The following is a 13602-nucleotide window of genomic DNA, read 5'->3' on the forward strand; positions in this document are numbered from 1 at the left end:
CATGATCAGCCCTGGAGTGACCCTCGGCGGCCGGTACCGCCTGGACGAGCGGATCGCCGGCGGCGGCATGGGTGACGTGTGGCGCGGCACCGACGAGGTGCTGGGCCGGACCGTCGCGGTCAAGATCCTGCTGCCCGCGCTCCTGGACGAGCCCGGCTTCGCCGAGCGGTTCCGCGGCGAGGCGCGCACCATGGCCACCATCAACCACCCCGGCGTGGTGGACGTCTACGACTACGGCAGCGACAAGCAGCTGGCCTTCCTGGTCATGGAGTACGTCGAGGGCGACGCGCTGTCCCGCACCCTGAGCCGGGTCGGCCGGCTCACCCCGGCGCGGACCATGGCGCTGGTCGCCCAGGCGGCCGACGCGCTGCAGGCCGCGCATGCGAACGGCATCGTGCACCGCGACGTCAAACCCGGCAATCTTCTGGTACGCCCGAACGGCACGCTGGTGCTCACCGACTTCGGCATCGCCCGTTCCGCCATGGTCGGGCAGCTCACCGTGGCCGGCTCGGTGCTCGGCACCGCCTCGTACATCTCGCCCGAGCAGGCGTCCGGTGCGGTGGCCACGCCCGCCTCCGACGTGTATGCGCTGGGCGTGGTGGCGTACCAGTGCCTGTCCGGACACCGGCCGTTCGACGGCGCCACGCCGCTCGAGATCGCCATGAAGCACGTGCGCGAGGCGGCCCGCCCGCTGCCCGGCGACATCCCGCCCCCGGTCCGGGCCATCGTGGAACGCGCCATGGCCAAGGACCCGACGTCGCGCTGGCCCACCGCGGCGGCGATGGCCGGGGTGGCCCGGCAGGCGGCGTCGTCGTTGACCACGTCCGTACAGCAGCCGGTGGTGAACGGTGCGCAGTTGAACCGGCCGCACTCCGGTGGCCCCACGATGAACCGGCCGCACCCGGCCGCGCCCGCCTCCGGGCCGCCCGGCCACCCGGCCGCCGGTCAGGCCCGGCCGCCGTACCCGCCGGTGCCGCGACCGGTCTCCGGCGGACAGGCCCGCGGCGCGGCGTCCGTGCCGCCGGCCCAGCAGCAGCAGCCGTACCGGCACCCGTCGGCGCCGCCGATGGGCGCCCAGCCGATGGTGCAGCAGCCGGTGCCCGGCAAACCGGAGAGTTCCGGCGGCCGGCAGGTGCTCATCGTCCTCGCGGTCGTCCTCGCACTCCTGGTCCTGCTGTGTGCGGGTGTGATCTCGTTCCTGTTGAAGCAGAGTGACACGACTGCGCTCGGCTCTTCTCCGGCACGAGCCACGGGCGTGGTCGACGAGGGAACGTCGGCGGCGTCGTACCGTCTTAGAAAGCAGGTTGGCGCACCGCGCTACCCGGACCGGACGAGCGAAGGACGACAGACGCTATGACGGCGCAGGCCCGCCTGCTCGGAGGCAGGTACCAGGTCGGCGAGCTCCTGGGCTACGGCGGCATGGCCGAGGTGCACCGGGGGCGCGACCTTCGACTCGGCCGCGACGTGGCGATCAAGATGCTGCGGACCGATCTCGCCCGCGACGCCACGTTCCAGGAGCGGTTCCGCCGCGAGGCGCAGAACTCCGCGGCGCTCAACCACCCGGCCATCGTCGCGGTGTACGACACCGGCGAAGAGGTGTCGGCGGCCGGTGAGAAGCAGCCGTTCATCGTCATGGAGTTCGTCAACGGCCGCACCCTCAAGGAGGTGCTCGCCGCCGAACAGCGCATCCAGCCACGTCGCGCGCTGGAGATCATCGCGGACATCTGCGCAGCCCTGGAGTTCAGCCACCGGCACGGCATCATCCACCGGGACATCAAGCCCGGCAACGTGATGATCACCCAGAACGGCCAGGTCAAGGTGATGGACTTCGGCATCGCGCGGGCGCTGGCCAGCGGTGCCACCACCATGACACAGACCAGCGCGGTCATCGGTACGGCCCAGTACCTCTCCCCGGAGCAGGCGCGCGGCGAGTCCGTCGACGCCCGCTCGGACGTCTACGCCGCCGGCTGTGTGCTGTTCGAGCTGCTCGTCGGGCACCCGCCGTTCGTCGGTGACAGCCCGGTCAGCGTGGCCTACCAGCACGTCCGGGAGGACCCGCGCTCCCCGAGTTCGATCAACCGTGAGGTGCCGCCGGACGTCGACGCCATCGTGCTGAAGGCGCTGGCGAAGAACCCGCTGAACCGCTACCAGAGTGCGCAGGAGATGCGCGCCGACGCGCTGCGCGCGGTGGCCGGGCGCCCGGTCATGGCCACGCCGGTGATGAGCGAGGCCGAGACCATCGCGATGTCCGGGCCGGGGTCGCGTCAGCCGATGGCCGCCACCACGATCACCCGCCCGGTGTCCGGTGGCCCGCCGCCTCCTCCGCCGGAACGTAAGTCGTCGTCCTGGGTGCTCGCCGTGCTGGCCGCGCTCGGCGTCCTGGCCGTGGTGGCGCTCGGGGTCGGGCTGGCGCTCTCCCGCGGCGGTGACGAAGAGCCCACGACGCCGCCGGTCCAGACGGTGGCGATGCCCAAGATCACCGAGTTGACCGCGGAAGAGGCGCGGGACCGGCTGGGCGAGCTGAAGCTCACCAACGTCGACGCCGGCGAGCCGGTCGAGGACGAGGACTGCCCGGACCCGCCCACCGTGGCCAAGCAGAGCCCGGCGCCGAACACCCAGATCCCGATCGAGCAGCAGGTGTCGTACCAGCTGTGCCGGGGCCCGAAGCTGGTGCGCGTGCCGTCCGACCTGGAAGGCAGCACCGAGCAGGCGGCCCGGCAGGCGCTGGAGGCCGTCGGCCTGAAGGTGAGCGTCGACCCGGTGGACAGCGACCGGCCGGCCGGCCAGGTGCTTGAGGTGGAGAAGGCCGGTGAGCAGGTCGAACCGGACGAGACCATCACCGTGAAGACGTCGCGCGGCAACCTGGTCGAGGTGCCTGACGTTTCTGGCCGAACGGAGGAGGCTGCTAAGGCGATCCTCAGTGAACGCGACTTCAACGTCAGCGTCGTGGGGGTTCAGCGTGAGGACGGCGTTGTCGGCAACGTGGTAGACCAGAACCCGGCAGGGGGCGAGAAGCGGAAGCGCGGAGCGAAGATCACCATTACTGTGATTGCGGAGCCCGATCCGGATCCCGACAACACCGGCGATCCGGACCCCACCGGAACCACTACGCCACCTGACGGCGGCGCCGGATCTGAGGGCAGCATCGGCAGCGTGCTGGGCGGCTAGCTGGGCAAAGCGTTTATCGCTAGGTCGGGCGGCGTCGCTAGACAGACTGTTGGTGGGCAGTGCGTCTACTCTTGAGTCGATTGCGAGACAGGGTCGATGCCCCCAATACAACCGTCTACCCTGGAGCTGGCTGAGCTTTAGTGGTGTTGCCGCGTGTCTAGTGTCCTGGGTGCGCGCACTGAGCGGTGGGTGCTGCGTTGTAGTTTCTTGGTGATCTGTTCCCCGAGCCAGGGCTAGACCAGGTTCAGTCACGACGAGCTGGTCGGGTGAAGTGCAGGACGAAGCGTGGGTGCGCGGCGAGTCAGCGTTTGATGGCTGGGGTTTTGTGGGTGGAGGCGTTGTCCAGCACTACGTGCACGTCCAGGCGTGCGGGGACTTCACGGTCGAGGGTCTGCAGCAACTTCTTGAACTCGATCGCCCGGTGCCGGGCATGCAGACTGCCGATGACTTTGCCGGTGGTCAGGTTCAGGGCAGCGTAGAGGCTGGAGGTGCCGGCGCGGACGTAGTTCGTGGCTGGCGCGGGGGTGTCCCTATGGTTTCTGTCAAGCAGCCAACGCGAGCTTTTCTGCTGGTTTACGCTGGTAAGGCGTATGGGTGCGGAGCATGGCGTGCAGGACGTCGACGCGGCGGCGGGCGAGGCAGATGAGGGCTGCGTTGTGTTTCTTGCCTTCGGCTCTCTTGCGGTCGTAGTAGGCCCTGCTGGCCGGGTCGGCCAACGCTGCGAACGCGGACAGGAAGAACGCGCGTTTGAACTGCTTGTTGCCGCCTTTGGGCGGGTGCTCACCTCGGATGCTGGTGCCGGAACGGCGGGTGACCGGTGCCAGCCCGGCGTAGGCGGCCAGGTGACCGGAGGTCGGGAACGAGGCGATGTCGCCGACTTCGAGCAGGATCCGGGCCGCGGTCCTGACCCCGACGCCGGGCATCGAGATCAGGATCGGGGAAAGAGGGTGAGCATCAAGCATCCCTTCGACCTGCTCAGCGATCTGTTCGCGCTGTCTCAGCAGGTCACGTAGGCTGTCCGCCAAGCGAGGCAGGATGGTCTCGGCCGCAGTGGTGCCGGGAACGACCACGGTCTGAGCGTCCAACGCCGTGAAGATCTGCTCAACAAGGCGAGCACCCATGCGCGGCGCCTGGGGCTTGACGAGCTCGGCCAGCTTTGACCGGCCGGCCTTGCGCAGCCCGGCCGGGCCCCCGCATCGCGACTACAGCTCCAGTACGGCGGCGTGCTGCACCTTTCGGGCCCAGCACGCGCTCCAACGGCGGGTGGATCTGGGTGAGCAGGCCGCGGATGCGGTTGGCGATGCGGGTGACCTCGCCGGCCAGGTCGTCGTCGTATCCGACCAGGACTTCCAGCTCGGCGAGGGTGTCGTCGCCGGCGTCGACCCGGCGCAGCGTCTGCGGCAGGGTCCGCGCGGCGTCGGCGATCACGTAGGCGTCGCGGGCGTCGGTGTTGGCGGTGCCAGGGTGCAGGTCAGCGAGCCGGCGCATGACCAGGCCGGGCAGGTAGCCGACCTGGTGCCCGCAGGCGCGGGCGACCGCGACCGGCAGGGCGCCGATCGAGGCGGGCTGGTCGACCACGGCCAGGATCCGGCCGTGCCGGCCGAGCTTGTCGAACAGTTTCCGCAGCCCGGCCTCAGTGTTCGGCAACGCCGCGTCGTGCAGCCGCTTGCCCGCCGGATCCAGCGCGATCGCGTGGTGATCGGTCTTGCCGACGTCCAAGCCCAGGAACACGCCGTACTCGTCGTGCACGTCTCGCCTCCCCATGGTCCATCATCGGCTCGGCCGCTGGTCAGAGCGTCGGACTGCCGGCAGCCACGTTACGGAGAGACCTACCCGAGGGGTGGCCGGGTCCCTATCAGCGGTCCGCCGACGCCACTCGGCCCGGCGACAACACCCCCCGGATCATGCGTACGACAGGGGCAGTAAGTCATACCGGACCGAGCGACCGAGCAGTCCCCGGCTGGGGACGATCAAAAAGGTAACGGGACAGTCAGAACCCCGACTCGGCCAATAGTCAGCAATCTATGGACCCTTTACCACTCATCGACTAAAGTTTGCCTCGGCATACCGCCCGGCTGAGTTCGCCAGCTCCGATGCGGTCGGATGCCATCAGGCTGCGATAGCATTCAATTCGCTCTATCGGAAAGGAGTCGGAATCTGGTAAGTTCCCTTTCTAGAAGCTTTCCAGCGAGAAGGGGAATTACGTGGCCAAGCTCCGATTTCTTTCTATGGCGGGCGCGTCTTTAACGTTGGTTGCCACAACACTTGCGCTTGGCGCTTCACCGGCCCAAGCGGCGCGGAGTCAGTGCACACTACAGGTGGGCTTGGGGGGTATGTGCACCTGGAGCGGTTTTGACTACTCGGGAACGTTCCGGGTCCTCTTCACTAACGGTACTCAAACCAATTGCGCACGCGACCTCCCAGCTTTTAAGTCGTATCAGAACCTTGCCGGGCGTAACATTCGGATCTATAGCGGAACTGCTTGTGGTGGCACCTATACAACCGTGCCGCCCAATCAATACTCCGGGAATTTCGACTTTACTGCCCGTAGTTCCCGGTGGGTTTGATGAGTTGATTTAGGGTTGTCGTGGGGGCTGAAGGGCCGGCTGTGCGCGGCGCTTCAGTCTCCGTCCGTACCGGTGTAGCGCCTATGGTTCTTGGTGTCTACTGCACCGTCATGACATGGTCCTGTGGATCAACGCAGAGGACGATCAGGCGGTGGCGAACGCGGTGCGGCGGCGGGCCTCCACCTCGGCGGCCAGTTCCGGTGCGCGTGTCAGCGCCTCGGGCAGGCCGCACGAGGCCAGCCAGTTCGCGAGCATGGTGTGGCCGCCCTCGGTGAGCACCGACTCGGGGTGGAACTGCACACCCTCGATCGGCAGGTCGCGGTGCCGCATCGCCATCACGATGCCGGACTCGGTGTGACCGGTGACCTCGATGTCGTCCGGCAACGTCTCCGGCAGCACGGTGAGCGAGTGGTACCGGGTCGCGGTGAACGGGTCCGGCAGCCCGGCCAGCACGCCGGCGCCCCGGTGGTGCACCTCGGAGGTCTTGCCGTGCAGCAGTTCCGGGGCGCGGGCCACGGTCGCCCCGAACGCCGCCCCGATCGCCTGATGCCCCAGGCACACCCCGAACATCGGCAGCCGGCCCGCGTACTCGGTGATGACGTCCATCATGATGCCGGCCCGTTCCGGCGTACCCGGACCGGGTGAAAGCAGGACCCCCGCCGCGCCGAAGCGGCCGACGTCGCCGACCGTGATCTCGTCGTTGCGCCGCACCTCGCACTCGGCGCCCAGCTGGCCGAGGTACTGGACTAGGTTGAACACGAACGAGTCGTAGTTGTCGATCACCAGGATGCGCACGGCGTCACCTGTCCGGGGTGCTGGAGGGGTGTGGTTCGTTGGACTCCACGCTGTACGGGATCTCGTCCGGCGCGTTCTCCTCGCCCGGAAGCACGGCGTCCGGGTTCTGCCCCGGCGGCCCGCCCTGCTCGACGCCGGTCTCCGTGCCCACCTGCACGTCGTCGAACGGCAACAGCGGCGTGGCCCACGGGAAGATCACGAACCACAGCAGGGCGCCCAGGGCGCCGGCCAGCACGATCGAGCCGGTCAGCTTGCCGGGGAAGCCGAACGGGAGCTTGCGCCAGATCCAGGCGTACATCGGGGTCAGGCCTTCATCTCGGCCGGCATGCCACCGTCCGGCGCGTTCTTGTCCCGCGGCGCGGTGTCGGTCAACTCGGCATGCACCACGAGCCGCTCGTAGTTGTTGAACTTCGGATTGCAGGTGGTCAGCGTGAGCATCGCCTTCTTCGCCTTCTGGCGCGGCTTGTTCGGCACCGCGGCGACCACCTCGACCGCGCTGGGCTGCACCACATGCACCCGGGTGACCCGGTAGACGTACCACTTGTCGCGGGTCTCGACGCCGATCACGTCGCCGTCCTTCATCTCGTCCAGGCGCCAGAAGATCTTGCGGATCCGGTGCCCGGCCACGGAGAAGTTGCCCACCTGACCCGGCAGCGCGGTGTCCGGGTAGTGCCCGGGCGCGTACCGGATGTCCTTGGGCGTGACGCCGTTGACGACCACCCACTGCTTGTCCAGCTTCGGGATGTACATCCGGCCCACCAGGTTCTTACCCGGAGCGGCCGGCGCCTTGGGCCCGGCGGCGCTGGGCGCCACGGTCGGATCCGCCCACTGCTGGGCGAGCGCATCGTCCAGGCTGTTCTGCTCGGCCTGCACCTTCGCCGAGTTGCCGAACACCTCGTACCCGGCGAACAGCAGCACGATGAGCCCAAAGGTGATCATCAGCTCGCCGGAGACGCGGACCGCTCCCCGGATGCGGGAGCCCAGCGTGGGACGGGTCAGTTCGGAATACACGCTCTTGTAGCCCTCGTCGGTCTGTTCCGGACGCAGCTTGACGACCTTCTCGCCACGCCGCGGCTTGACCTCTTCCTCGTCGAGATCCGGCAGTGGCCCGCCCGCGGACTGGGCGACGGCCGGGACCGCGGCGGCCCCGACGGCCACGTCCTCCCCGTCCGCCGCGGCCTTCTTGCCGGCGGCCCTGCCCGGCTCGGCGTGATCCGGGCCGGCGGTGACGGGTGGGTCGGCCGGGCGCACGGTGGGCAGCAGACCGGTCGGCACATCCGCGGTACGGATCACGGCGGTCGCGGACGGATCCTGCAGCGGTGTCGACCACGGCCGTTGCTCCGGATGCGGTCCCGGTTCCGGCGTCTGTGGCCGGCTGGGGGGTTCGCCGAGGGCGGTGGGTGGCCGGGCCTCGCCGAACTGGTCCGATCCCGGGCTGAACTGGTCCGATCCCGGGCTGAACTGGTCCGATCCCGGGCTGAACTGGTCCGATCCCGGGCTGAACTGGTCCGATCCCGGGCTGAACTGGTCCGATCCCGGGCTGAACGGTGCTGGTTCCGGGGATCGGCCGGTGCCGAACGGGTCTGGTCCCGGGGGTCGGCCGGTGGCGAACGGGTCTGGCTCCGGGGGCCGGCCGGTGGTCCGGGCCCTGCTCGTCGGGTCCGGTGCCGAGGGTCGGGTCGGTGGCACGCCGATGGCGGCGGATGGCCCTGCCGTGCCGAACGGATCCGGCGCCTGCGTCCGGCTCCTCGGATCGCCGAAGGCGGCACGTGGTCCGGGGGCCGGCTCCGGGTCCCAGCCCTGCCCGCCCTGCGGAAGGTGAGCCAGGTCGCGCTGTTCCCGACGCACCGGTCCGGCCGAAGGCCGCTCCGGGAACGGCTGCCGGGGGCCGAACGACCCGGCCGCGTCGTCGTGGACGTGGCCGTTGCCCGCGACCTGGGAGCGGTTGACCTGCCAGTCGCTGGTTCGCGGGGTGGGCGTCGCGGGGCCGGACGGAGGTTCCGTCGGTGAAGGGGCCATGCCGGCGCGCGCGACGGCCGGCGTGGCCGGGCGGGTCACCGCTGGGGCGGCTGGTGGCGCGGCTGGGCCGGCCTGAGATGGCACGCCGGGGTAGCTCTGCCGGTATGCGCCCGGTCGGTCCGGCGTGCCGGTGCCGGAGTGTGGTCCGGCGATCCCGGGGTGCGGTTCGGCCCTGCCGAGGTGTGGTGCGGGGCTGTCGGGGTGTGGTGCGGCCATTCCGGGGTGTGGTGCGGCGCTGCCTGGGTGCGGTGCGGCCATTCCGGGGTGTGGCGCGGCGCTGCCTGGGTGCGGTGCGGCGCTGCCGGGCTGGGGAAGGGCGGTGGGGCTCAGCGGCTGGGCGGTGGGGTTCAGCGGCTGGGCGGTGGGGTTCAGCGGAGGCATGGCGGCGCGGCGGCCAGGAGGGCTCACGGCCCGGTTGCCGGGCTGCGAGCCGTCGGCCCAACCCACCGGCGGACGGGCTTCGTCTCGGCCCGTCGGCGCTGAATGGTCGGCCCGGCCCACCGGCGGGGGAAGGGTAGACCGATGAGGTGGCACGGCCGCGGCCCCGACCGGTGGCATTGCAGCACCTGCGGTAGGCGGCACCGCGGCACCTGCGGCCGGCGGCATTGCGGAACCCGCGGCCGGCGGCACGGCGGAACCCGCGGCAGGCGGCACGGCGGAACCCGCGACAGGCGGCCTAGGGCTGCGCGCGCCAGGCGGCGTGGCCCCGCCCGCCTGAACCGCGTCTTCACCCATCGCGAAGAAGTCGAACTCCGACCCGGCATCGCCCGGGGCGGCCCGGCGGTCGCGCCCCACCCGCTCGTCGGGACGCGCAGACCCGGACGAACCTCCCGGCCTCCGCATCTCGCCCGCCCAGGGCGAGACCGGCCGGGAAACACCCGACGCGGGCCCTGAGGAGGCCGCAGACGGATTAGATCCCACCCGACCGGGTGAACCCACCGGCAGAGACGACCCGTGACGACCCGGCGGAGGCTGAGGCGGCGAGACCGGCGGCGGCACCGGCGGCGGCGCAAAAGCCGAGACCGCCCCGGCCGAAGACTGCCCGAACTGGACCGGCCGAGCGGACCCCGGCTGGACCGGCGGAGCGGACCCAGGCTGGACCGGCGGAGCGGACCCAGGCTGGACCGGCTGAGCGGACCCCGGCTGGACCGGCTGAGACGACCCGGGCGGGACCGATCGAGGTGACCCCGGCTGCGGCGATTGGAGAGAGGACGCCGCGCCGCCCAGGCCGATCGGTGGGTCCAGCGGTCCACCAGGGACACCGTCCGGGGACGCGTCGCTGATGCGCGGGATGTAGGCGGTCTGCGCGTCGCCGTCGGGTGCTCGGTGCCGACCGGAATTGCGCGCGCTCTCCGGGGTCTCCGGGGGCACCATCACTCGACAACCCGTGCGGATCGAAGGTCACTCGAGCCGTCGTACGCCCGCACTGTCACGTTCCTCTCGACGGTTTCCTGGTATCCGAGGCCGTAGTCGGCGACCGCAGCGCGGAACTGCTGGACACCTCCCGCGGACTCCAACGCCCGATGCAGCGCCGTGGGTTCGCCGATTGCCGTGATCTTGAACGGCGGCGAGAAGGGCTGGCCGTGAAGGAGCAGGGTATTGCCGACACAGCGTACCGCGCTCGTCGAAATGACACGGACATCCATGATTGACATGGCCTCGGCGCCGCCGGCCCAGAGGGCGTTGACCACGGCCTGTACGTCGCCCTGGTGCACGACCAGGTCGTCGTTCCGGGGGTTGTTCGGGCCGCCGTCGCCGACACGCCGGGACGAGTCGTTCAGCACGACGGTGAGGCCGGGGCCACTGAGCGCGGTGAAGCCGGCCGGGCCGCGCATTCCGTCGACGCGCTGCCGGGCCAGTTTGACCGGCTCGTCCACCTCGGCGAGCCGTGCGGTGTCCTGGTCCACCTCGCCGCGCAGCACGGCGGCGCGGTCCTCCCGATCGGCCAGCCGGTCGCGTTTGTCCGCGATCAGCTGGGCGAGTTGCGGACGGCGGTCGTCGCGCAGCGCCGTACCCCCGGCGGTGGTGGCCGTGGTGGTGAACAGCAGCCCGGCGGCGAGCGCGATCAGCGGCACACCGATCGACCACCCGCGCTGCCGCTGGCCGGGCCGGCGCGGGCGGAGGCCACCGAGGGCACGTTGCAGGACGAGGCGCCACGAGGGCGCGCCGGTGGTGTACTCCACGCGTTGCCTCCTTCGCCGACCCGTCCGCCAAGTCGGGGCAAATGCCCCGTCCAGCATCTTCCTACCCCGGCGGGTGCCCTTCTGCGCGCCGCCTTGACTACGCTAGCTGTCGAACAGTATTCGCCACGGGCAGCAACCGGGGTCCCCGGAGCCGCTCAGCGGTGGTTTGTTCGCCACTTGTTGCCCTCAGGAGAGCGCCGTGCCGAAGTCGCAGGTCCGCAAGAAGAAGGTCTACACCCCGCCGACGGACATCCGCCCCGCGGCGAATGCCGCGTCCCGGAAGCCAAGTCCGGTGTGGCTGCCGATCAGTGCCGTGTCACTGATCGTCTTCGGCATCGGCTGGCTGGTGGTGTATTACCTGTCGGAGCAGCAGTACCCGGTCGCGGCCTGGGGCTACTGGAACCTGGCGGTCGGGTTCGGCTGCATGGTCGCCTCGCTGGCGATCCTCGCGCGTTGGCGCTGAGTTCCGGACCCACCGGGTAAGGTCGTTTCGCCCGATTTGCTCGACAGCGCACTCCGGCATCGGTGCCGGAGTGCGCTTCGGCGTGAAAAAGCCATGTGAGAAATCCCGGCGCCGCCATCCCATTACTCGTGGGTAACATTGGCCCGCGGGCAACGCCGGATCCCAGGAGGCACAGCGCAGATGGGCACCGCTCAGATCATCGCCACCGCGCTCGCGGCCGTCGTCACCCTGGTGGCCGTCGGCCTGGCCGTGCGTGCCGTGCGCCAGATGACCGCGGTGATCCGCCTCGGCGGGCCCGACCCCGCGCGCTTCACCGACAAGGGCACCCGGGCCAGGACCATGCTGGTCGAGACCGCGGGCCACACGCGGATGCTCAAGTGGAGCGTGGTCGGCGCCGCCCACTGGTTCGTGATGGTCGCGTTCGTGGTGCTCTCGCTGCTGGTGCTCGAGGCGTACTTCGAGGTGGTGGATCCTGATCTGGGTTTGCCGGTGATCGGTCACTGGACGGTGTTCGGACTGGTCACCGAGTGGATCGGCGTCCTCGGCATGGTCGGCATCCTGGTGCTGGTGGTGATCCGGCAGCGGGCCCGGCGCGCGCCGCGCAGCCGGTTCACCGGCTCCACCATGTGGCAGGGGTACTTCGTCGAGGCGATCATCGTCGCCGTACTCGTCTGCGGGTTCCTGATCCGGGGTTTCAAGGTCGCCACCGACCACTTCGAGTACCCGGTCTGGGCCACTCCGGTCAGCCACGCCGTCGGCGCGGTGCTGCCGGCCTGGTCGGACGGCGCCACCTGGACCGCGCTGGTCAAGATCTGCATCTCGATGGCCTGGCTGATCACCATCTCGCTCACCGTGACGATGGGTGTGGCCTGGCACCGGTTCCTGGCGTTCCCCAACATCTTCTTCAAGCGGGCGCCGGAGAAGCCGGCCGGCTCCGGCCTGGGTGCGCTGCGCCCGATGATGAGCAACGGCGAGCCGCTCGACTTCGAGGAGGCGGACCCCGAGAAGGACCAGTTCGGCGTCGCGCAGGTCGAGCAGTTCACCTGGAAGGGGCTGCTGGACTTCTCCACGTGTACGGAGTGCGGCCGCTGCCAGTCGCAATGCCCGGCCTGGAACACCGCCAAGCCGCTGTCGCCGAAGCTGCTCGTGCTGTCCCTGCGTGACCACGCGTACGCGAAGGCGCCCTATCTGCTGGCCGGCGGCGGCAAGGACCTCACCGGCGAGGAGAAGGCCACCGAGGCGCAGCTGGCGCACATGGACGTCCTGGCGCTGGCCGAGGGCAACCGCCCGTTGATCGGCACCGAGGCGGAACAGGGCGTCATCGACCCGGACGTGCTCTGGTCCTGCACCACCTGCGGCGCCTGCGTCGAGCAGTGCCCGGTGGACATCGAGCACGTCGACCACATCGTCGACATGCGGCGGTACCAGGTGCTGATCGAGTCCAGCTTCCCGGCCGAGGCCGGCGTCATGCTGCGCAACCTGGAGAACAAGGGCAACCCCTGGGGCGCGCCGCAGAACACCCGCGAGGACTGGACCAAGGGCCTGGACTTCGAGGTGCCGCGGGTCGGTGAGAAGGACTTCGAGTACCTGTTCTGGGTGGGCTGCGCGGGCGCGTTCGAGGACCGCGCGAAGAAGACCACCCGGGCGGTGGCCACGCTGCTGCACGAGGCCGGCGTCGACTACGCCATCCTCGGCGAGGGGGAGACCTGCTCCGGCGACCCGGCCCGCCGGATCGGCAACGAGTTCATCTTCCAGATGCTGGCCCAGCAGAACGTGGAGACCCTGCAGGAGGCCGGCGTCAAGAAGATCGTCGCCACCTGCCCGCACTGCTTCAACACCCTGGGCAACGAGTACGAACAGCTCGGGCTCAAGGTCGAGGTGGTGCACCACACGCAGCTGCTCGCGCACCTCGTCAAGGCCGGCAGGCTCACGCCGGTCCAGCCGATCGAGGGCGACGTGACGTACCACGACCCGTGCTACCTGGGCCGGCACAACCGGGTCTTCGACGCTCCCCGCGAGGTCCTCGGCGAGGCGGCGACGCTCGTCGAGATGCCGCGGAACTCGGAGCGCTCCTTCTGCTGCGGCGCCGGCGGCGCCCGCATGTGGATGGAGGAGAAGATCGGCAAGCGGATCAACGTGGAGCGCACCGAGGAGGCGCTGGCGACCGGCGCCAAGACCATCGCGGTCGGGTGCCCGTTCTGCTACACGATGATCGGCGACGGCGTGACCGGCAAGGGCGAGCAGGAGAACGTCGAGGTCGTGGACGTCGCGACGGTCCTGCTGCGGTCGCTCAAGCAGGACGCGTAACCGCCGCCGTCCGGTCACCGGCGCTGACTCAGCGGCGCCGTTCACCCGCCGACCGTAACCGGCGGGCGGAAGCACGCGCGGGATGCGCCATTCCGGCACA

8 protein-coding genes and 2 pseudogenes are annotated in these 13602 nt (G+C 70.1%); 4 read left to right on the forward strand and 6 right to left on the reverse strand.

The window, feature by feature from the left end:
• Position 1: 1 nt before the first annotated feature.
• Both LDL48_RS07930 and pknB read left to right on the forward strand, forming a co-directional pair.
• Complete coding sequence (locus tag LDL48_RS07930) at positions 2-1357, forward strand: serine/threonine-protein kinase (RefSeq protein WP_225254361.1); 1356 nt, start codon at positions 2-4, stop codon at positions 1355-1357.
• Complete coding sequence (pknB, locus tag LDL48_RS07935; protein WP_225254362.1) at positions 1354-3168, forward strand: Stk1 family PASTA domain-containing Ser/Thr kinase; 1815 nt, start codon at positions 1354-1356, stop codon at positions 3166-3168. The genes LDL48_RS07930 and pknB overlap by 4 nt, the downstream gene beginning before the upstream one ends.
• Positions 3169-3341: 173 nt before the next feature.
• Here pknB and LDL48_RS07940 read toward each other — a convergent pair.
• The 6 genes and pseudogenes from LDL48_RS07940 to LDL48_RS07970 all read right to left on the reverse strand — a co-directional run.
• Positions 3342-3694: pseudogene (locus LDL48_RS07940) on the reverse strand (transposase); the annotation flags it as partial.
• A 16-nt stretch (positions 3695-3710) separates the two neighbouring features.
• Positions 3711-4932: pseudogene (locus tag LDL48_RS07945) on the reverse strand (IS110 family RNA-guided transposase).
• 947 nt (positions 4933-5879) lie between these two features.
• Positions 5880-6530, reverse strand: coding sequence for an aminodeoxychorismate/anthranilate synthase component II (locus tag LDL48_RS07955; RefSeq protein WP_225254363.1), 651 nt, complete (start codon positions 6528-6530; stop codon positions 5880-5882).
• 4 nt (positions 6531-6534) lie between these two features.
• Positions 6535-6828: a hypothetical protein gene (locus tag LDL48_RS07960; protein WP_225254364.1), complete on the reverse strand. Its 294-nt coding sequence runs from the start codon at positions 6826-6828 to the stop codon at positions 6535-6537.
• 5 nt (positions 6829-6833) lie between these two features.
• The gene (locus LDL48_RS07965) at positions 6834-7823 is read right to left on the reverse strand and encodes a class E sortase (RefSeq protein WP_372472066.1); all 990 of its coding nucleotides are present in this window, start codon (positions 7821-7823) and stop codon (positions 6834-6836) included.
• Positions 7824-9922: 2099 nt separating this feature from the next.
• A complete protein-coding gene (locus LDL48_RS07970) occupies positions 9923-10732 on the reverse strand; it encodes a DUF881 domain-containing protein (RefSeq protein ID WP_225254365.1) in 810 nt (269 codons plus the stop codon).
• 199 nt (positions 10733-10931) lie between these two features.
• Between LDL48_RS07970 and LDL48_RS07975 the strand changes: the two genes are divergently transcribed.
• Both LDL48_RS07975 and LDL48_RS07980 read left to right on the forward strand, forming a co-directional pair.
• The gene (locus LDL48_RS07975) at positions 10932-11195 is read left to right on the forward strand and encodes a cell division protein CrgA (RefSeq protein WP_225254366.1); all 264 of its coding nucleotides are present in this window, start codon (positions 10932-10934) and stop codon (positions 11193-11195) included.
• A gap of 180 nt (positions 11196-11375) precedes the next feature.
• A complete protein-coding gene (locus tag LDL48_RS07980; protein WP_225254367.1) occupies positions 11376-13502 on the forward strand; it encodes a (Fe-S)-binding protein in 2127 nt (708 codons plus the stop codon).
• Positions 13503-13602: the final 100 nt, after the last annotated feature.

The organism is Jidongwangia harbinensis, from assembly GCF_020216025.1.
Lineage (GTDB): Bacteria > Actinomycetota > Actinomycetes > Mycobacteriales > Micromonosporaceae > Actinoplanes > Actinoplanes harbinensis.